Source organism: Stenotrophomonas sp. YJH_SMC_37, from assembly GCF_059370035.1.
In genome coordinates, this window is sequence record NZ_JCAFTG010000006.1 from 198,405 (window position 1) to 219,102 (window position 20,698).

General features: G+C 67.8%; 16 protein-coding genes. 5 read left to right on the forward strand and 11 right to left on the reverse strand.

Annotated features, from left to right (window positions below; all coding sequences use genetic code 11):
• Nucleotides 1-211: 211 nt before the first annotated feature.
• Nucleotides 212-1,006 carry an undecaprenyl-diphosphate phosphatase gene (locus AC5P8J_RS11045; protein ID WP_111097740.1) on the forward strand — a complete coding sequence of 265 codons (795 nt, stop codon included), beginning with the start codon at nt 212-214 and terminating at the stop codon, nt 1,004-1,006.
• A gap of 73 nt (nt 1,007-1,079) precedes the next feature.
• Nucleotides 1,080-1,907: an META and DUF4377 domain-containing protein gene (locus AC5P8J_RS11050; RefSeq protein ID WP_155028770.1), complete on the forward strand. Its 828-nt coding sequence runs from the start codon at nt 1,080-1,082 to the stop codon at nt 1,905-1,907.
• A 155-nt stretch (nt 1,908-2,062) separates the two neighbouring features.
• Here AC5P8J_RS11050 and AC5P8J_RS11055 read toward each other — a convergent pair whose 3' ends face one another.
• The 9 genes from AC5P8J_RS11055 to AC5P8J_RS11095 form a co-directional block, all read right to left on the reverse strand.
• Nucleotides 2,063-2,671: a YbhB/YbcL family Raf kinase inhibitor-like protein gene (locus tag AC5P8J_RS11055; protein ID WP_058980253.1), complete on the reverse strand. Its 609-nt coding sequence runs from the start codon at nt 2,669-2,671 to the stop codon at nt 2,063-2,065.
• Nucleotides 2,672-2,681: 10 nt separating this feature from the next.
• On the reverse strand, nt 2,682-4,751 hold the full coding sequence (locus AC5P8J_RS11060; protein WP_111102907.1) for a tetratricopeptide repeat protein: 2,070 nt from the start codon (nt 4,749-4,751) through the stop codon (nt 2,682-2,684).
• 56 nt (nt 4,752-4,807) lie between these two features.
• A complete protein-coding gene (locus tag AC5P8J_RS11065; RefSeq protein WP_026347255.1) occupies nt 4,808-5,797 on the reverse strand; it encodes a YheT family hydrolase in 990 nt (329 codons plus the stop codon).
• Nucleotides 5,798-5,849: 52 nt separating this feature from the next.
• Nucleotides 5,850-6,641, reverse strand: coding sequence for a lysophospholipid acyltransferase family protein (locus AC5P8J_RS11070; RefSeq protein WP_134735569.1), 792 nt, complete (start codon nt 6,639-6,641; stop codon nt 5,850-5,852).
• Between the two features lie 121 nt (nt 6,642-6,762).
• Nucleotides 6,763-7,197, reverse strand: a complete 435-nt coding sequence (locus tag AC5P8J_RS11075) for a hotdog fold thioesterase (protein WP_021204081.1) — start codon at nt 7,195-7,197, stop codon at nt 6,763-6,765.
• Between the two features lie 10 nt (nt 7,198-7,207).
• The gene (locus AC5P8J_RS11080; protein ID WP_021204082.1) at nt 7,208-9,259 is read right to left on the reverse strand and encodes a phospholipase D family protein; all 2,052 of its coding nucleotides are present in this window, start codon (nt 9,257-9,259) and stop codon (nt 7,208-7,210) included.
• Nucleotides 9,256-9,882, reverse strand: coding sequence for a YceI family protein (locus AC5P8J_RS11085; protein WP_019661947.1), 627 nt, complete (start codon nt 9,880-9,882; stop codon nt 9,256-9,258). Before AC5P8J_RS11085 ends, AC5P8J_RS11080 begins: the two co-directional genes overlap by 4 nt.
• 4 nt (nt 9,883-9,886) lie before the next feature.
• Nucleotides 9,887-10,363, reverse strand: a complete 477-nt coding sequence (locus AC5P8J_RS11090) for a SixA phosphatase family protein (RefSeq protein WP_019661948.1) — start codon at nt 10,361-10,363, stop codon at nt 9,887-9,889.
• Nucleotides 10,364-10,412: 49 nt separating this feature from the next.
• Nucleotides 10,413-11,042 (reverse strand): nucleotide-binding protein, encoded by a 630-nt coding sequence (locus AC5P8J_RS11095; protein WP_010487235.1) that lies wholly within the window; start codon nt 11,040-11,042, stop codon nt 10,413-10,415.
• A gap of 123 nt (nt 11,043-11,165) precedes the next feature.
• Here AC5P8J_RS11095 and AC5P8J_RS11100 point away from each other — a divergent pair, with 123 nt between their 5' ends.
• On the forward strand, nt 11,166-12,650 hold the full coding sequence (locus tag AC5P8J_RS11100; protein ID WP_134735567.1) for an AAA family ATPase: 1,485 nt from the start codon (nt 11,166-11,168) through the stop codon (nt 12,648-12,650).
• Between the two features lie 539 nt (nt 12,651-13,189).
• Here the strand turns inward: AC5P8J_RS11100 and AC5P8J_RS11105 are convergent.
• Nucleotides 13,190-13,825, reverse strand: coding sequence for a tetratricopeptide repeat protein (locus AC5P8J_RS11105; protein ID WP_019661950.1), 636 nt, complete (start codon nt 13,823-13,825; stop codon nt 13,190-13,192).
• Between the two features lie 169 nt (nt 13,826-13,994).
• Between AC5P8J_RS11105 and AC5P8J_RS11110 the strand changes: the two genes are divergently transcribed.
• On the forward strand, nt 13,995-17,681 hold the full coding sequence (locus AC5P8J_RS11110; RefSeq protein WP_495216784.1) for an indolepyruvate ferredoxin oxidoreductase family protein: 3,687 nt from the start codon (nt 13,995-13,997) through the stop codon (nt 17,679-17,681).
• A gap of 73 nt (nt 17,682-17,754) precedes the next feature.
• Here the strand turns inward: AC5P8J_RS11110 and AC5P8J_RS11115 are convergent, their stop codons facing one another.
• Nucleotides 17,755-18,369, reverse strand: coding sequence for a DUF938 domain-containing protein (locus AC5P8J_RS11115; RefSeq protein WP_180832937.1), 615 nt, complete (start codon nt 18,367-18,369; stop codon nt 17,755-17,757).
• A 668-nt stretch (nt 18,370-19,037) separates the two neighbouring features.
• On the opposite strand from AC5P8J_RS11115, the gene AC5P8J_RS11120 reads away from it, so the two are divergent.
• Nucleotides 19,038-20,669 (forward strand): TldD/PmbA family protein, encoded by a 1,632-nt coding sequence (locus AC5P8J_RS11120; protein ID WP_167692751.1) that lies wholly within the window; start codon nt 19,038-19,040, stop codon nt 20,667-20,669.
• Nucleotides 20,670-20,698: the final 29 nt, after the last annotated feature.

The following is a 20,698-nucleotide window of genomic DNA, read 5'->3' on the forward strand; positions in this document are numbered from 1 at the left end:
GATGGGGATGAATGCCTGCTGAGGTACAGCAATGACCGTGCCAACTTTTTGCGACCCGCAAGTCGTTGATTTACCTGAGCCCGCCCCGCACCGGTGCGGAACAGCGCGCACCAAACAGGTGCAGTCGGCAGCAGGCGCACCCGTTTGGTGCAGCAGGGATCGTCTATCCTCTCGACCTTCTTCCTTCCTGCCGCGCGTGCCCGCACCGTCCATGTCCGACCTGCTCTCCGCCCTGCTGCTGGGCATCCTCGAAGGCTTGACCGAATTCCTGCCGATCTCCAGCACCGGCCATCTGCTCATTGCCCAGCACTGGCTGGGTGCCCGCTCGGACTTCTTCAACATCGTCATCCAGGCCGGCGCGATCGTCGCGGTGGTGCTGGTGTTCCGCCAGCGCCTGCTGCAGCTGGCCACCGGCTTCAACCAGCGTGAGAACCGGGAGTATGTATTCAAGCTGGGGGCTGCGTTCCTGGTCACCGCCGTGGTCGGCCTGGTGGTACGCAAAGCCGGCTGGTCGCTGCCGGAGACGGTCAGTCCTGTGGCCTGGGCGCTGATCATCGGCGGTGTCTGGATGCTGCTGGTGGAGGCCTACACCGCGCGCCTGCCTGACCGCGACCAAGTGACCTGGACCGTGGCGATCGGCGTCGGCCTGGCGCAGGTGGTGGCAGGCGTATTCCCCGGTACCTCGCGCTCAGCCTCGGCGATCTTCCTGGCCATGCTGCTGGGCCTGAGCCGCCGCGCGGCGGCGGCCGAATTCGTGTTCCTGGTCGGCATTCCCACCATGTTCGCCGCCAGTGCCTACACTTTCCTGGAACTGGCCAGGGACGGGCAGCTGGGCAGCGAGAACTGGACCGAGGTGGGCGTGGCCTTCCTTGCCGCGGCCGTCACCGGCTTCGTCGTAGTGAAGTGGCTGATGGGCTACATCAAGTCGCACAGGTTCACGGCCTTCGCCCTCTACCGCATCGCGCTGGGCGCGGCGCTGCTGCTGTGGTTGCCCTCCGGCAGCTGAACAGCACCGGGGCACGGTAACCCCAATGCCAGCCCCACCCCGTTTCCCCCACGGTTCCCCAAGGAGAATCACCATGAACCGCAAGCTCACCCTGCTCCTCCCGCTGGCCCTGATGGCCGCGTGCAGCCAGACCCCGGCCCCGGCCGGCACCGGCGGCGATGACGTGGCCCCGGCCGCGGCCAAGGCAGCGGACCAGCAGACGCTGGCGCATCTGGACGCGCAGCGCCTGCAGAGCCAGCACTGGCTGCTGCAGCAGGCCACCGGCGCCGATGGCAAGCGCATCGACGCGCTGTTCGCCCGCCAGGACAAGCCGGTCACCCTCGACTTCGCTGACGGCCGCCTGTCGGTCAGCAACACCTGCAACCGCATGGGCGGTGGTTATACCTTCGACGCTGGCAAGCTGGCCGTCAGCGCGATGGCCTCGACCATGATGGCCTGCACCGACAAGGCGCTGATGGCGCTGGACGAGGCCGTGTCGAGCCGGCTGCAGGGCGAACTGAAGGCCGAGCAGGACGCTGATGGCAGGCTGACCCTGACCACCGCCAAGGGCGACACGCTGGTCTTCAACCCGGAACCGACCGCTGAAACCCGTTACGGCGGCGCCGGCGAAACCGTGTTCCTGGAAGTGGCCGCGAAGACCGAGAAGTGCTCGCACCCGCTGATCCCGGACTACCAGTGCCTGCAGGTGCGTGAAGTGAAGTTCGACGACAAGGGCCTGAAGCAGGGCGAGCCGGGCAAGTTCGAGAACTTCTACGGCACCATCGAGGGCTACACCCACGAAGACGGCGTGCGCAACGTGGTGCGCGTGAAGCGCTACGAGGTGAAGAACCCGCCGGCCGATGCGCCGTCGCAGGCGTACGTGCTGGACATGGTGGTCGAGTCGGCCATCGAGAAGAAATAAAACGATGGAAGGGCGGCCGAGAGGCCGCCCTTCTTCGTTGTGCGTTGTAGAGCCGAGCCCATGCTCGGCTGCTGTCTATCGGGAAAAGCAGCCGAGCATGGCTCGACGCTACCGAAAGCAACGCCGGCCAGCGGCCGGCGCTACCGGGGTTGCGGTTACAGCGCCGGGTTCAACGTGTAGGTGCCGTGCAGTGCGGCTTCGGCCAGCACGTGGCCGTGCATGGCGCGGTACGCGTCGGCGGCGGTGAAGCGCTGCGGCAGGTCCAGCGACGCCACGTCCAGCGCGAATACCCGGAAGAAATAGCGGTGCATGCGCTCGTCGTTGAACGGCGGATACGGGCCGTCATAGCCCAGGTAATCACCGGCCATGTCCGGGTTGCCCGCGAACCAGCCGGTGAAGTCGTTCAGGCCCTGGCGGCTGCCGGCCGGACCGGCGGGTGCGGGCTTTCCCTTCACCACGAAGCCGTCGCTGCAGCTGCCAGCGGCGATCTCCTGCACCGAGGCCGGAATATCGGCCATCACCCAGTGCACGAAATCGCAACGTGGCTGGTCACGCGGCACACTCATGTCGCTGCGGCCAACCGTCTCCGGCACGGTCGGCACGTCCGGGTCCACGCACACCAGCAGGAACGAGCGGGTGCCGGCCGGCGCCCCGTTCCAGGCAAGGTGCGGGTTGCGGTCGGGCGCAAAACCATTGGCATCGCCGGCGGCGAACTCACGATCAATCGGTGCGCCATTGGTCAGGCTGTTACTGGTCAGCTGCATCAGGATCTCCTCACTCTTCCGGGTAACCCAGGCGCACCGCAACCGGGGTGAGCTGGGCGAAGGCGGCGCTCATCACGTCGCGGTAGTTGCGCCAGTGGCCGGGCGGGAAGCGCGGCGCGCCCAACTGCGCCGCCGGCGGCATCGGCCGCTCGAACAGGCGGCCCAGCAGTTCGGCCATCGCCTGCGGATCGTTGCCGACCTGGTCGATGCGCAGCAGCACGTGGGGGTACAGGTCGTCCTCATGCAGCGTGGCAATCTGGTTCAGCGCGCGGGTCAGCCATTCACTGGCTTCGGCCAGCGAGGTCATCGCCAGCGGCGCGGCGGCACCGTAGGCCACCCAGTCCAGCAGCATGTCGCGCGGATCACGCAGCACCAGCACCAGTCGCCCCTGCGGCAGCTGCGGGCGCAACGCCCACAGCAGGGCGTTGTCCCACCACAGCAGCCAGTCGATGACGGTATCGCTCTGCAGGCCACGCGCCGGCAGCTGTTCGCGCCAACGCTGCACCAGCCGCTCCGGCGTCAGTACGCCCGAAGCGAGATCCTGCAGCGTGTTGTAGTTCTGGAACGCATCGTCGGGCGGGTTGCTGGTGTAGCGGTCGCTTCGCAGCACCGGGCTGGCGGCCGCCAGGCCGGTCGCCACGCGCTCCACGCCCGAGCCCGGCGCGCCCCAGAGGAAGATCGGCGCGGAACTGGTGTTGCCGTCAATCTCACCCTTCTCCGGCCAGCTTGGCGGAGACTTGGCCTGCGGTGGCAGCGGCAGGCGTTGCGGGGCCTGGTCGGCCTGCAGCGACAGCCAGGTACGCAGGGCCTCCTGCGGCTGGCCGGCACGGTCCTGGATCTCGCCCATCCAGGTGCGCAGATCGGCGCGATGCGCTTCCGGCGCCTGCTCGACCAGCGCCTGCACGCGGGCCACCGCAGCAGGCGGATCACGCTGCAGCAACCCTTCAACCAGGCGGGTTTCGCCACTGACACGCCCCGGTTCAATGCTGACGATACGCTCGGCAATGGCTTCGGCCTGCTCGTGCTCGCCCACCATGTCGTGCAGGCGCAGGCGTGCTTCCAGCGCCGGCAGGTGGCCCGGCATGGCGTCCATCCAGCGTTCAACGGTCGCCGCGGCAGCGGGGCTGCCAACTTCTTCCACGGCCAGGCGCGCCAGCCACAGATCATGCAGCTGCGGGTGCTGCTCCAGGGCAGCGTCGAGGCGTGCACGCGCCTCGTCTTCGCGGCCAAGGCGCTGCCAGGACATCAGCAGCAGCTGCAGCAGCTGGCGGTCATCGGGGATCGCTTCCAGCAAGGGCAGCAGATGGTCCAGCGCCTGCAGCGGCTGGCCGTTGCGCAACGCCAGCTCACCGGCCAGGCGCCGCATCGCCGGCACGTCCAGCTCCGGCTGCCGCAGGGCCACCTCCATGGCTTCGGCCGCCGCCGGCACGTTGCCCTGGCGCAGCGCCAGCTGCACCACCAGGCCATGCAGCGAGCTGATGGCCGGGTTCAGTTCCAGCACGCGGCGGAACGCCTGCTCGGCGAATGCCAGCATGTCCTTGCCAAGGTAGGCAAAGCCCAGCGCATAGAGCACGCGGGTGTCATTCGGCTGGGCCTTGTTGGCTGCCGACAGCAGCACCAGCGCACGGTCCGGGTCATCGCGGCGCAGCGCGATCATGCCGTCGATGGTCAGCAGCTCGGGGTGGTCCGGCTCCACGCGCGAGGCCAGGGTGGACAGGCGTTGTGCCTCGTCGAAGTCATTGCGGCCAACCGCCAGGTGCGCCTGCATCAGGTAGGCGGAGAAGGAGTTCGGGTCGAGCCCGGTGGTGCGCGCCAGCGCTTCGTCGGCGCCTTCGTACTGGCGCAGGGCCAGCAGCAGGCCAGCATGCTGCAGGTGCAGCTGGGCGTCGTCCGGTGCCAGCTGCAACGCCTGCTGCAGGGCTTCCATGGCATCTTCGGCCTTGCCCTGCTGCTGCAGCGCAAGCGCCAGCCAGCGGTGGGCCCCGGCCTGGCCGGGTTCGTCACGGGTCCACGCCTGGGCCAGCTGCACGGCCTGGTCGGCCTGGTTCTGGCGCAACGCTTGGATGATCTGGTCTTGCATGGCGGTCCGGTTCGAGTGCAAACCCGCATTGTAGCGGTCCACGCGCCGGTGCCGGTTCAGCCCGCCAGCACCCGCTGCAGGCGCTGCGCCACCCACCGTTCGGAGAAGCCGTCGCCCCGCCAGTTTTCCAGGAAACCGCAGTGGCCTCCCCAGCAGGCGGTCTCCAGGCGCGCGTGGCGCGGCAGCTGCCAGTCGCTGAAGGTCGCATAGGGAATCACCGGGTCGTCCTGCGCCATCAGGATGTCGGCCGGCACCTGCAGGGCCGACAGGCGGTCACCGGCAATCGAGTAGCCATCGAAATAGGCCTGCAGCGAGCCAAAGCTGGTATGCCGTTCAACCAACCAGGCGGTCAGCGCACGGATATCCAGCTTCAACACGCGGTCGTCGCAGTCGCTCAGCTCGGGGAACAGATCGCGCTTGCGGCGCAGCGAGCCGGCCCATTTGCGTCGGAAGTACCAATCGTACATTGCCGGACCATTCTCGATGCTCTCCATGGTCAGCCCCGGGTCCAGCACCGGGCACACCGAGGCCACGCGCAGCAGCGGCACGCCGGCGGCCGGCGCGCGCAGGGCCAGGCGCAGCACGAAATTGCCGCCCAGTGAGTAGCCGGCCGCCACCAGCGGCAGCTGCGGCCAGCGCTGGGCGATGTCTCCTGCGGCATGCACCACTTCATCGATCAGGTTGGAGTGGAAGATGCCGGGGTTCAGGTGATGGGTGTTGCCGTGGTCGCGGAAGTTCAGGCGCACGACATCGAAACCCTGTTCGATCATGCGCGCGGCCGCCATGCGCATGTAGCTGGATTCGGCACTGCCCTCCCAGCCATGCAGCAGCAGGGCCATGCCCTTGGGTTCGCGGCCTTCGACATGGCTGTGCCAGCCCTGCAGGCGCACGCCATCGCCGCCGTCGAGGATCAGCTCTTCGCTGACCGCGCCGGTGGCCGCCAGCAGCAGCAGGCCGCGCTGCAGGCGCATGCGGCTGGAGCTGAGCATCGACTGCAGGTGCGGGTTGCGCAGCCAGCGCGGCGGCTGGTAGTCAGCCGCATGCAACGTCGGCGTACCGGCGTCCAGGACAGGTGGCGGAACCAGGGCCACCGTGCCCTCAACCGGTGCTCATGGCCGCCACGATGCGCGCGCGCGAGGTCTCCGCGATGCGCCGACGGCCTTCCAGGTCCTGTGCACCGATCGGTGCCAGGAAGTGCACTTCCGCACGCCGCGCCGGCTCACCGAGCAGGCGCAGGAAATTGGCGAAGAAGCTCTCGCCGGGGCCGAATGCCACGATGGTCTGTGCGTCACCCTTGAGCCCATAGACCAGCGCCACCGGCTGCACCGGAACGCCGGTTTCAACCGCGGCCTGGAAGATGCGGGCATGGAACGGCCCCACTTCGTGGCCACCGCGGGTGCGCCCTTCCGGGAACACGCCCACTGCCTTGCCGCCACGCAGGCGATCGGCCATCACCTGCATCACCCCGCCCAGCGACTCGGTGTTGCCACGCTGGTGGAAGATGGTCTGCCCGCGCGCAGCGAGCCAGCCGACCAGGGGCCAGCTGGCGATTTCGCGCTTGGCGACGAAGCCCATCATGCGCTGGCTGTGCAGGATGCAGATGTCCACCCAGCTGACATGGTTGGCCACGAACAGCACGGCACCGGGCAGCGGCGCGCCCATCTGCACCAGGCGGAAGCCGAAGATCCACATCAGGCCCCCCTGCCACCAGTTCACCACCTTCGCCCCGAGGGTATCCTCGCCCACGCGCAGCTCGCCCCACGGCGGAAGCATGCCGATCAGGATCAGCGGCAGGAACACGGTGATGTGGACCAACAGCAGCGGTACGCGGTACAGGTAACGGCACGCACGCGCCACGCCGCCACGGGGGGCCGGAGTGGGGGAAGTCATCCGCGCACGATACCGGAGCGTCGCAGCAGCTGCCAGCCGATTTAGGCCATAACCGCCATTGACCGGGGCAATCGGTGGGGAACGCTGGGTTCTGCCGTCGTCAACACGCCCGACCGGGGGCTCAACCGTGGCCGGCCGCCACCACCGCCAGGGTCAGCCGCGAAATGCATACCAGGCGACCCTGCTCGTCCTCGATGCGGATCTCCCACAGCTGGGTGCTGCGGCCCACATGCAGTGCGCGGGCGGTGCCGGTGACAATCCCCGAGCGCACCGCCCGCACGTGGTTGGCATTGATCTCCAGGCCCACGCAGACCTGCTTTGCGGTATCCACGCACAGGTTGCCGGCGCTGCTGCCCAGCGTCTCGGCCAGCACCACCGAGGCCCCGCCGTGCAGGATGCCGTAGGGCTGGCGGGTGCGCTGGTCCACCGGCATGGTGGCCTGCAGCCAGTCTTCGCCCGCTGCGCTGAAGACGATGCCCAGGGATTCGATCGCCGTGTTGCGGCTGAGCGCATTGAGCTGCTCGAGGGAAACGGCTTCGCGGAACACCTGGGTCATGCGGTCACCTTCAGAGAATGGGAACGAGGCCGGCACCGAATGCGGTCAGCATGCGCACCAGCAGCCACTTCGGGCCGACGTTGACTTCGGGGAAGTCGCCGACGGCAACGTAGCAGCGATGGAACTCCGGGTCCTGCCGTGGCAGCGGCTGCGGGCAGTCCGGGCCGGGCTTGAACTCGTAGTCGGTGGCATAGCGCCATGGCCAGAAGTCGAGGATCGGCAGCGCTTCGGAGGCTTTGCCGACGCTGTAGTTCAGCCCCGACAGCACCGGCGGCTTGGCCCGCGGCGCCACCGTCCAGGAGTTCTGCGGATGGGTATCGCGCAGGATGCTCTCGGCCAGCTGCTCGGCAAACACCGGATCATCGATGATCACCGCGCCTTCGGTGTTGTAGTTCTCGCTGCGCGGATCGAAGTTGTGGGTGCCGACCACGCCGATGCGGCGGTCGACCACCAGCGACTTGGCGTGCAGGCCCATGCGCGCGCCCTTGCGGGTGACCGGCAATGGCTTGTTGACCGCCTTGCTGCCCAGGAACGAGGGCCGCGTTTCGGTGCGCAGCAGGCGCGTTTCCACCTCGCTGCCGGCCGCGCGGCGGCGTTCGCGCGCGTTCTGGTAGGCACTGCCGGTACGCGGATGATTCACCACTGCCTGCCTGCGCGTTGTTGCCCGGTCCCCCTCGCTGCCCCCCCCGGCATTGCTGCCGGCGGCGCTGCCGCCGATCAGCGGGTTGCGGCCGCCGTCGTCGTCTGCCCCGGGGGCGGCGATCGGGTCGGGCAGCAGGTTGCGGTAATCAACCGGCGCATCCAGCGGGAACGGCTTGTATTCGAAGATGTTGAAGCCCAGTTCGCGCATGTTGCGCCGCTTGTACTTGTACGACAGCGCATACACGATGGGATTGTCGGTGGCCGCCAGGCTGTTGCTCGACACCACCACGCGCGGTGGCTGCGGGCGCTTGCGCAGCTCGCGGAACAGCTTCTGCGCGGGCTTGGACAGCACCAGGTACGGCGTCTGCAGGATCACTTCCTTCTGCGCACCGGCAATGAGCGCATCCAGCTGGGGCTCGGTCACGTGCTGGCCGGCCAGCGGGGCATCGGCCTTCTCGCGCCGGTGCTTGCGCGGCAGGTCGGCGACATAGCGCACCGAGGCCACCGGCAGCGCGGTATCCACGAAGGAACGGGTGACGAAGTCCATGTCATTGGCTTCGGCACTGACCCGCTGCACCCGTTCCGGGCGGCGGAACGTGGCGGGGGGCAGCGCCGGCACGCCCTCGCGCAGCAGGGTGCGGCCGACATCATTCAGGCGCTCGGCCGGCACGCTGCGCTGGGCACGCCAGAAGGCATCGAAGTTGGCCGCCATCGCACGCGCCTCGGGGCCGGCAATCAGCACGTCGCGGTCGCGGAAGTTGTACTCGCGGTCCCAGTCGTAGTAGTCGTCCTGGTAGTTGCGGCCTCCGACCACGCCGATTGCGTCGTCGATCACCAGCAGCTTGTTGTGCATGCGCTGGTTGAAGCGCCGGAAGCAGCACAGCACGCTGCCGGCATAGTCGAAGTAATTCAGCCGGGCCTTGCCGAACGTCGGGTTGTACACCCGCAGCTGGAAGTTCTGGTGGGCGCCGGACAGCGCGCCGAGGATCTGCAGGTCGGAGATCGCCGAGAGCTGGTCGATCAGCACCCGCACCTTCACCCCGCGCCGCGATGCAGCCAGCAGTTCGTCGATGACCAGCCGGGCGCTGTCGTCCTTGTCGAAGATGTAGGTCTGCAGGTCGATGCTGCGGGTGGCGCTGCGCAACAGGTTCAGCCGCGCCACCAGGGCGCCTTCTCCCTCGTCCAGCAGGGTGGCGTAGTGGCGCGGCTGCTCCGGGGTGGATTCGGTGAACGCCCGGCCAGCCAGCGCCCGCAGCGGCGAGTCCTGCGCGCAGCGGTCGGCGCGCTGGCAGTCGACCTGGGTCGAGCGCGCCTGCACGGCGATCGCTTCGGCGCGGTCGCGCTCGGTATTGGACAGCGATGCACAACCGCTGCCCAGCAACACGGTTGCCAGCGCCAGTACACGCAGCAGGAGGTTCACGGTTTCGGCGCCTCGCTCAGGCGCGCTCGCAATACGAAGGTCACACGATCACTCAAGGCAAGCTGCCAGCTGTCCATTCCATACCGGCCTCGCTGCACGGTACCGCGGCTGACGACGTCGCAATCATAGCCGGGTCGGGCGCACTCCGCCTTCTCCACCCTCAGCTTCTCGGGATGGCTGACCCCGCGCAGGGTCAGCCGGCCGTTGATGTCACCCCCCTCTTCCACGGTCTCCGGCCAGTACGGCAGCGAGTCGAACTCGACCACCGGGTGGCGGCCCGCGTCGAAGAATTCCTCGCCGCGCATCCAGCCGGTATAGCGCGCCTTGCCGGGGATCTCGACCGAGCGCGTGAACATCTTGAGGTGCACCTGGTGGCGGCCATCGGAGAGGATCTCGATGCGGCCCTCGAAGTGCGGGAACACACCTTCGATGCGCTGGCCGAAGCGGGTGCGCACCTCGAAACCGATCTGCGAGCGTTGGGTGTCCAGGCGCAGGACCCGATGCGCTTCGGCGACCACCGGCGGCAGGGGCGTTGGCGTTGGCGGAGGAGGCGCGGCAGGCCAGGCCGCGCCGGAAGCCAGCAGCACGGGCAGCAGAAAGCGGCTGCGCCGCGCCAGGCTCATTGGATCACGGCCACCAGAACGCGTTCAGGCTGGCCACGCCCGGCTCGATCGAAGCCTCGCGCGGGAAGCCGAGCACGGCAATGCCGGCCGGCGGCATGCCGCGGTAGTCGCTGCTGGTGCCGTCGGTCATCAGGGCCACCAGCTGCTCCAGGCCCGGGTTGTGGCCCACGATCAGCACCCGGTCCAGGTCGCGACGCTCGTCCACCAGCGCCGCCAGGGTGCCCGGGGTGGCTTCGTAGATCCGGTCTTCCAGGCGCTTCTCGACATAGCCGATGGCCGTCATCACCGCTTCCAGGGTCTCACGGGTACGTCGCGCCGGCGAGCACAGCACGCAGTCCGGCAGCAGGTTGTTCTCCTTCAGCCACTTGCCGGCGGCTTCGGCTTCGGCCAGCCCCACCGGCGACAACGGCCGGTCGAGGTCGGCCTGGCCGGGGGTCGCCGGCTCGGCATGGGCATGGCGCAGCAGGATCAATTCACGCATCGCGGGTTTCCATGAAGAAGAGGATGCAGCAGGAAGGGTGATGCAGGCATCAAAGCTTCAGCCAGGACAGCAGCGGCTCCCAATCGGCCTGGTGCTCGCGCACCTGGGCCGAGCGGTAGTCGAACAGGCTGCGGCCAAGGCCGGTCATGACCACATAGCTCTGGCTGTCGCGCAGCTGCGCGACCACCGGGTACGGCCATTCACCCAGCATCTGCAGCGCCTGCTGCGAGGTCTGGGTCCAGGGCTTGGTACGGTTGAGCACCAGACCCACTGGCAGCTTGCGGCTGTGCACGCGCGGGTTCTGGGCCAAGCTGTTGAGGAAACCGACGATGGCTTCGATATCCAGCGCCGAGGGCAGCACCGGCACCACCACCGCGTCGGCAGCGTCGAGGAAATGGGGAATATCGTCGGCCAGGGCGCCGGCCGGCGCATCGATGATGACGGTGTCGGTACCGTCGGGCAGCTTCTGCGCCCACTGCTTCTTCCGATATACGTCGATCGGCAGCACCGCACTTTCCAGCCCGGCACGGCGTTGTGCCCAGCGGGTGCTGGAGCCCTGCGGGTCGGCATCGGCAATCACCGTGGCCTTGCCCTGCAATGCCGCGTACGCGGCCAGGTGGGTGGCGACGGTGGTCTTGCCCACCCCGCCCTTGGAACCGGCCACCAGGATCGTCTTCATGCCAGCCTCGCTTCCGGGTACGTTCCCCGAGCGTACACCGGCGATGGTGACGGGAGGTAGCGTCGTGCTGAACCAGCGGCCATCGCCTTTGCTATCGTGGCGCTTCCGAAGGATCGAACCGGCATGAGCGAACTGCAGGACCTGAGCGCGTTGATCCGCGCCAATACCCCACTGATCGTGATCGAGACCCAGGACGAGGGTCGCATCGTCGAGCTGTTCCGGCAGACGCTGATGCACGTATGGCGGGCGCTGCACCGCTGGTCGATCACCGAGGGCCTGCGCCGCATCGACCTGGACAGTGAAGACCCGCCGGTCGGGCCACCCGATGCCAGCGCGGCCCTGCAGATGATCCGCCAGGCCGACCAGCGCGGGGTCTACCTGCTGCTCGATTTCCACCCGTACCTGGGCTATGCCAGCCATCAGCGCGCCCTGCGCGACCTGATCCAGCGCCGCCACAGCGAGCCGCATGTGCTGGTGCTGATCGGTGCCAAGGTGGAGCTGCCGGCCGAGCTGGAAGCGTTGGCGGTGCGCTTCAACCCGCGCCTGCCTGATGCCAACGCCCTGTTGAAGATGCTGCGCGAAGAGGCCGACGCCTATGCGCGCGAGCACGGCGGCCGCCGGGTCGAAGTCGACAGCGAGGCGGTGAAGAAGATCCTGAAGAACCTGCAGGGCCTGAGCCTGGTCGATGCCCGGCGCATCGCGCGCCAGCTGATCTACGCCGATGGCGCGCTGCGCGACGACGACCTGCCGCAGCTGGCACGGCTGAAGTTCGAGCTGCTCAACCGCAGCGGCCACCTGTTCTTCGAGCATGACAGCGCGCGCTTCGGCGATGTGGCCGGCGCCAACCGGCTCAAGCGCTGGATCAGCCAGCGGCGCGTGGCCTTCATCGCCGGCTCGGCGCCGGCCGGGCTGGACCCGCCGCGCGGCATGTTGCTGCTGGGCGTGCAGGGCTGCGGCAAGTCGATGCTGGCCAAGGCCACCGCCGCCGGCTTCGGTGTACCGCTGCTGCGCCTGGACGTGGGCGCGCTGTACAACAAGTACCACGGCGAGACCGAGGCCAACCTGCGCCAGGCACTGGCCTCGGCCGAGCAGCTGGCGCCCTGCGTGCTGTGGATGGACGAGATCGAGAAGGGCCTGGCCAGCGGTGGCGAGGACGGCGGCGTGTCACGCCGCGTGCTCGGTTACCTGCTGACCTGGATGGCCGAGCGCAAGGCGCCGGTGTTCATCGTGGCCACTGCCAACCAGGTGCACGAGCTGCCTGCCGAACTGCTGCGCAAGGGCCGCTTCGACGAGATCTTCTTCGTCGACCTGCCCTCGCCTGACGTGCGCGTGGAACTGCTGCGGCTGCACCTGGGCCGGCGCCAGCTCAATGGCGACGACTTCGCGCTGCCGGCGCTGGCGGCCGCGGCCAATGGTTTCTCCGGCGCGGAGATCGAGCAGGCGATCGTGGCCGGGCTGTATGCAGCGCACGCCGAAGGCCGGCCGCTGGACACCGAGCTGATGATGAACGAGATCCGCGCCACGCGGCCGCTGTCGGTGCTGATGGCCGAGCAGGTGGAGGCATTGCGGGCGTGGGCGTCGGGACGGACGGTTTCCGCGGACGACTGAGGTTTCCCGCGAACGGCGCAGCCCCTCGTGGCGGCTGGTTGACCGTGAACGTCAAAAGCCGCGCTTGGCCGGGCGGGATGGATTCGCGGGGGACGCCGTCAACCCGTCCATGGGGGCTTGGCCGCGGCATCCATGCCGCGGACACCCCCGCGAACCCACCCCGCCCGGCCTCTGACAATTTCCGAGTGCGTCCGCCACGGAAAAGAAAAAAGAAAAGCAGAAGCAAAAGCAAAAGCAAAAGCCGGTTGGTTGGCCGCCTTCTGTAGAGCCGAGCCCACGCTCGGCTGCTCTTCGATCAGATATCGAATAGTCGATTCCGATACAGATTCATCCACGCATGGCGTGGATCTACCGTGTCGACCAAGGTCGACACCTACCCACAGCTGCGAAAATCTGTCGAAGGCGGGGCACTGTGGGTTTACGGCGTCCCCGCAAACCCACAGTGCCCCGCCATCCCACCGGAAGACCGCTGTTGCTGTTGCTTTGGCTTTGGCTGTTGCCTCTGCGGGTGCCGGGTGCAACCCGGCCGAACCCCTCCCTCAGGGCCAGGCAGGCGGTGCGGCCGCCCAGGCCTGCTGCACTTCGGCCAGCGACGCACGCTCATCCTCGCGCCACTGCGGCAGCAGCTGCGCATAGTTGGCCGTGGTATTCCACTGCGTCGGCTCGGTGCGTACCGCAGCCGCATACCACTGCACCGCCTCCTGCTTCTGCCCCATCCGCCACAATGCCAGCGCATAGGTCGGCGGCACCCAGCTCGGCTTGGTACGCGCATTGGCGGCCGAGGCCAGCCACTGTTCCAGCGCCGCCTCTGGCTTGCCCTGGCGCAGCAGGTCCCAGCCGTAGTTCCAGCGCACGCTGCGGCCACTGCTGCTCTGTGCCGGGGCCTCTTTCATCGCCTCGGCATACAACTGCTCGGCCAGCTCGCCACGGCCCTGCGCACCGGCCACCGAGGCCAGTTGTACCGTGGCCTCGACCGCACGGCGGCCGCGTTCACGCAGCTTGACCAGCTGGGCGACCAGATCATCGCCCCCGCCCTGCACCGCCACCATCGGCGTGGCCGCCGGGTCATTGTCGAAGTAGAACTCCTGTGGTGCCGGCATGGCCGGCGCGGCCCACGCCGTGGCCGCTCCCGAGGCCAGCAGCACGCTGGCCAGGATCTTTCCTGGAACTGACATCCCTTCTCCCCAGGCCGCGACTGCAGCCTCCCTCTCTCTCCCCGATCCTAACCCCAGCACCGCCACGGGCGCGAGTGCCGGGGCCTGCGCGGCCCCGCTGCTACAATTCGCGCCTTTCCCGCTGCGTGCGTGCACGCGGCCGGTGCCAGCCGATCCTACCGGGCCAGCCATGACCAGTACCGCGCAACTCACTTCGCCCTCTTCCGCCGACCTGCTCGACCGTGACTACACGCTCGACCACAAGTACACCCGCAACGAGGGGCGGATCTACCTGAGTGGCGTGCAGGCGCTGGTGCGGCTGCCGCTGATGCAGCGCCTGCGCGATGCCGCCGAAGGCATCGACAGCGCCGGCTTCGTCAGCGGCTATCGTGGCAGCCCGCTGGGTGGCTTCGACCTGGAACTGTGGCGCGCGCGCAAGCATCTTGAAGCGGCGAAGGTGAAGTTCACCCCGGGCCTGAACGAGGACCTGGGCGCCACCATGGTGTGGGGCACGCAGCAGACCAACCTGTTCCCCGGCGCCAACGTGCAGGGCGTGTTCGGCATGTGGTACGGCAAGGGCCCTGGCGTGGACCGCTGCGGCGACGTGTTCAAGCATGCCAATGCCGCCGGCACCTCGCGCTACGGCGGCGTGCTGGCGCTGGCCGCCGATGACCATGCCTGCCGCAGTTCGACCCTGCCGCACGGCAGCGAAGACGAATTCGTCAGCGCGATGATGCCGGTTCTCAACCCCGCCGGCGTGCAGGACATCCTCGACATGGGCCTGCTGGGCTGGGCGATGAGCCGTTACACCGGCCGCTGGGTCGGCTTCAAGACCATTGCCGAGACGGTGGAATCGTCGGCCTCGGTGCAGGTCGATCCGATGGCGCGCCGCATCGTGCTGCCGGAAGACTTCGAAATGCCCCCGGGTGGCCTCAACATCCGCTGGCCGGACCCGCCGCTGGACCAGGAGATGCGCCTGCACCGCTATGCGGTGAAGGCCGCACAGGCGTTCGCCCGCGCCAACGGCATCGACAAGGTGGTGATGGACGCGCCGCGCGCGCGGCTGGGCATCGTCACCACCGGCAAGAGCTACCTGGACGTGCTGCAGGCGCTGGAATACCTGGGCCTGGATGAAGCCGCATGCGCTGACATCGGCATCCGCGTGTACAAGGTCGGCATGACCTGGCCGCTGGAGCCGGAAGGCATCGCCCGCTTCGCGCAGGGCCTGGAAGATATCATCGTGGTGGAGGAGAAGCGTGCCTTCATCGAGCGCCAGATGAAGGAACAGTTCTTCAACTGGCCGGCCAGCTGGGGCCAGCGCCCGTCCATCGTTGGCAAGTACGACGAGAGCGGCGAATGGATCCTGCCGTCCACCGGTGAACTGACGCCGGCCACCATCGCCGGCGTGATCGGCCGCCGCATCCAGAAGTTCTTCAACAACGAATCGATCGAGCAGCGCCTGCAGTGGATGCAGGAGAAGGAAGCCGAGCTTGCGCTGCCGCGCGCCAGCTTCCCGCGCGTACCGCATTACTGCTCGGGCTGCCCGCACAACACCTCCACCCAGGTGCCGGAAGGCTCGCGGGCGCTGGCCGGCATCGGTTGCCATTACATGGTGACCTGGATGGACCGCAGCACCGATACCTTCACCCACATGGGTGGCGAAGGCGTGACCTGGGCCGGGCAGGCGCCGTTCACCGACACCCCGCACGTGTTCCAGAACCTGGGCGACGGTACCTACTTCCACAGCGGTTCGCTGGCGATCCGCCAGGCGGTCGCCGCCGGCGTCAACATCACCTACAAGATCCTCTACAACGATGCGGTGGCGATGACCGGCGGCCAGCCGGTGGACGGCCCGCTGAGCGTGCCGGACATCGCAAAGCAGATGCGCGCCGAAGGCATCCACACCATCGTGGTGCTGTCGGACAACATCGGCAAGTGGACCGGCCAGCGCGAGCACTTCCCCAGCGATGTCGAGTTCCACGACCGCAGCGAACTGGACGAAGTGCAGAAGCGCCTGCGTGAAGTGAAGGGTGTTTCGATCCTGATCTACGAACAGACCTGCGCCACCGAGAAGCGCCGCCGCCGCAAGCGCGGCAAGCTGGAAGACCCGCAGAAGCGCGTGCTGATCAACTCGCTGGTCTGCGAAGGCTGCGGCGACTGCGGCAAGAAGAGCTTCTGCGTGTCGGTGCTGCCGAAGGAAACCGAGTTCGGGCGCAAGCGCGAGATCGACCAGTCCAACTGCAACAAGGACTATTCCTGCGTGAACGGCTTCTGCCCGAGCTTCGTCACCGTGCACGGTGGCCAGCCGCGCAAGGGCAGCAAGCGCGATGCCTCCACGCTGCTGGACAACCTGCCGGCGCCGACGATCCGCGGCACGCTTGAGCAGCCCTGGAACATCCTGATCACCGGCGTCGGCGGTACCGGCGTGGTGACCATTGGCGCGCTGCTGGGCATGGCCGGCCACCTGGAGGGCAAGGGCGCGACCGTGCTCGACCAGACCGGCCTGGCGCAGAAGGGTGGCGCGGTGACCACGCACATCCGCATCGCACGCCGCCCGGATGACATCCACGCCGTGCGCATTGCCGCCGGTGAAGCCGACCTGGTGCTGGGCTGCGACATGGTGGTGGTCAACGACTACTGGGCGCTGTCGAAGGTGCGTGCCGGCCGTTCGCAGGTGGTGCTGAACACCTACGAAGCGATGCCGGGTACCTTCACCACCCGCCCGGACATGCAGTTCCCCGCCGCCGACATCATCGCCGGTGTGCGTGTGGCACTGGGCGGCCAGGAGCCGTTGCTGCTCGATGCCACCCAGCTGGCCACCGCGCTGCTGGGCGATGCCATCGCCGCCAACCTGTTCATCCTCGGCTACGCCTGGCAGCAGGGCCTGGTGCCGCTGTCGTTCGAGTCGCTGATGCGCGCCATCGAGCTCAATGGCGCTGCGGTGGCCATGAACCAGCAGGCCTTCGCCTGGGGCCGCCTGGCCGCGGTCGATCCGCAGGCCGTGCAGCAGGCCGCCGGCCTGGTGCGCAACCGCCACACCGATACCGAATCCACCCCGGGCCCGCTGCATCCGCTGCCGCCGGGCGAATGGGAGGGCAACGAATGGGGCGCCACCGCTGCACCGCGCAACACCGGCGACGAACGCGAGCTGCGCGGCCTGCCCTCGCACGGTGGCGACGTGGCATTCCTGCCGCTGGACGACGCGCGCCTGTCGCGCTCGCTGGATGAAATGATCGAGCGCCGCGCCGCCTTCCTGGTCGAGTACCAGGATGCTGCCTACGCCACGCGTTACCGTGATCTGGTGGCACGCGTGCGCGCTACCGAAGCCGAGCGTATCGGCGGCTCCACCGCGTTGACCGAGACGGTGGCCCGCTACCTGTTCAAGCTGATGGCCTACAAGGATGAGTACGAAGTGGCCCGCCTGTACACCAGCGGCGACTTCCAGCGACGCCTGCAGCAGCAGTTCGAGGGCGACTATCAGCTGCGCTTCCACCTGGCGCCGCCGCTGTTCGCCAGGAAGGACGAGCAGGGCCGGTTGCTGAAGAAGGAATACGGCCCGTGGATGTTCAAGGCGTTTGGCTTGCTGGCGAAGCTGAAGTTCCTGCGTGGCGGCCGCTTCGACGTGTTCGGCCGCACCGAAGAGCGGCGCATGGAGCGCAAGCTGATCAGTGATTACGAGGCCACTGTGCAGGTGCTGCTGGATGGCCTGGATGACGACCGCCTGACGCTGGCGGTGGAGATCGCCAGCATTCCCGAACACATCCGCGGCTTCGGCCACGTCAAGGAAGCGCATTTCGAGCAGGCCAAGGCGCGCGAAGCGGCCCTGCTGGCGCAGTGGCGCAATCCGAAGGCGCTGCATATCGTGCAGGTGGCCTGATGGTAGTGCCGGCCGCTGGCCGGCATTCCTCCTGGCAATCGGTTGCCAGCCAGCGGCCGGCGCTACCGGCGGTTCAGCCCAGCCGCCACAGCAGAAGGCGGTTGTTGGCCGGCATCGCCACATCCCCCAGTCGGGTGAATCCGTGGTCGGCGGCCAGCGCCTGCACCGCTTCGCTGTCGCGGATGCCGCTGCGCGGATCACGTGCCTTCAGCCAGGCATCGAACTGCGCATTGCTGTCGCTGGTGTAGCGGCCGCCGTAGTTGAACGGGCCATACACCGCCAGCAGCGCACCGTGGCGCAACAGGGGCGGCAGCGCCGCGAACAATGACTGGACGTGTGCCCAGCTCATGATGTGCAGGGTGTTGGCGCTGAATGCGGCATCGAACGTACTGCCCGGTGCCAGGTTCAGGCCGGGCGCTGGCGGCAGTTCCACCTGCAGCGCTACCGGCGGCAGCAGATTCAGCAACGCCGTTTCGGCACGCCATGCCTCGATGCCTGGCAGGTGGTCCGGATGATCACTGGGCTGCCAGCGCAGCCAGGGCCAGCGCTCGGCAAAGAAGGCAGCATGCTGGCCGGTGCCGCTGCCGATCTCCAGCACCCGGTGGCGGTCGCCCATCCACGGGTCGAGCGCGGCGGCGATGGGTTCGCGGTTGCGTTCGCAGGCTTCTGAATACGGCTTGCTCGACATCAGGACGGGGTCCAGGCGGGGTCGGCCCCATTGTGCACGAGGGGGTGTTGCTCGGCAGGGCGGCGCCCTGCACCCGCCGAAGCAACGGCAACAGCAACAGCGGGCTTCCTGTGGGATTGCGGGGTGGGTCCGGTTGCGGGGGACGCCGTAAATCCGTCCATGGAGGCTCGGTCGCCGCATCCATGCGGCTCACGCCCCCGCAACCGGACCCACCCCGCCTTCGACGGTTTCCTGCGGTCTGTTGGAACGGCTCTTGGGGTCAGATCCGTTTTCCACAGGAAAACGGATCTGACCCCGGATACATTTCGATATCTGACAGATTGTGTCGACCAAGGTCGACACCCACCAACAGCACACGAAATCTGTCGAAGGTGGGGCGGTGTCGGAGTGCGGGGTGTCAGCCGCATGGATGCGGCTGCCAAGCCTCCATGGACGGATTCACGGCGTCCCCGCAATCCGACACCGCCCCACCCACCCACGGAATGCCCGCTTTTGACGTTGACGTTGCCCTGGCTTGAAGCAGGTGCAGGGCTGCAAGCCCTGCCGAAACCCCCACCAACCATGACTGCAGTCACTTGCCCGCACGCGCCGCGCTGGCGAAAGTCGAGAAGTTGACGTGATCGGCTCGACCCATTGTCGGCCGCACGCAAGCGAGAGAGAGAAACGCTGTGCAACGACGTGAGTTCCTGGCTTTTTCCGGTCTGGGCCTGGCGGGCCTGCTGCTGCCGCATTCCCGTGCCATCGCCGCCGAGCAGTTGCTGGCCCCGGTCGACACCGCCCAGCGCAGGCGGCTGGCCGAGGTCGCGCTGGCCGCCGCACGCACCGCCAAGGCCAGCTACTGCGATGTCCGTATCGGCCGCTATCTCAACCAGTCGGTCATCACCCGCGAACACCAGGTCGGCAATGTAACCAACCGCGAATCATCCGGTGTGGGCGTGCGGGTGATCGTCAACGGCGCGTGGGGCTTCGCTGCAACCCATCAGCAGACCGAGGCCGCCGTGCGCGCCGCGGTCGAGCAGGCAGCGGCAATCGCCCGCGCCAATGCCGGCATCCAGACCCGGCCGGTACAGCTGGCGCCGACGCCGTCGGTCGGCGAAGTGCGCTGGCAGACGCCAGTGCGGAAGAACGCCATGGCGGTGCCGATCCAGGACAAGGTCGAACTGCTGCTGGCGCTCAACGCCGCCGCGCTGGATGCGGGCGCCGACTACATCAATTCCACGTTGTTCCTGGTCAACGAACAGAAGTACTTCGCCTCCAGCGACGGCTCGTTCATCGACCAGGACATTCACCGCATCTGGCTGCCGTTTACCGCCACCGCCATCGACAAGGCCAGCGGCAGGTTCCGTACCCGCGCCGGCCTCTCCTCGCCGATGGGCATGGGCTACGAGTTCCTCGATGGCGATGCGCGTGGAAAGGTCCAGCTGCCCGGCGGCATCACCGCCTACCGCGATTCCTACGACCCGGTCGAAGACGCCATCGCCGCCGCCCGCCACGCGCGCGAGAAACTGAAGGCGCCGTCGGTGAAGCCCGGCAAGTACGACCTGGTGCTGGACCCGTCCAACCTGTTCCTGACCATCCACGAGAACGTCGGCCACCCGTTGGAGCTGGACCGCGTGCTCGGCTACGAAGCCAACTACGCCGGCACCAGCTTCGCCACGCTGGACAAGCGCGATGCCGGCTTCCGCTGGGGCAGCGACATCGTCACTTTCTTCGCCGACAAGACCCAGCCGGGCAGCCTCGGCGCCGTCGGCTACGACGATGAAGGGGTGAAGACGCAGCGCTGGGACCTCGTACGCGACGGTATCCTGGTTGACTACCAGGCCACCCGCGACGAGGCCCATATCCTCGGCCGCGATGCATCGCACGGCTGCAGCTACGCCGATTCCTGGTCCAGCGTGCAGTTCCAGCGCATGGCCAATGTCTCGCTGGCACCGGGCAAGCAGCCGCTCAGTGTCGAGGACATGATCAAGAACGTGGAAAACGGCATCTGGATCCACGGCCGCGGTTCGTATTCGATCGACCAGCAGCGCTACAACGCGCAGTTCGGCGGCCAGCTGTACTACCAGATCAAGGATGGGAAGATCGCCGGCATGGTTGAGGATGCGGCCTACCAGATCCGCACGCCGGAATTCTGGAATGCCTGCACCGCCATCTGCGATGAACGCGACTTCCGCCTGGGCGGTTCGTTCTTCGACGGCAAGGGCCAGCCCGGCCAGGTCTCGGCGGTCTCGCACGGTTCGTCCACCACCCGCTTCAACGGCATCAACATCATCAACACCGCGCGCAGTCTCGGCGCATGAGCCACCCATCCTTCGACGTGGAGAGCAGC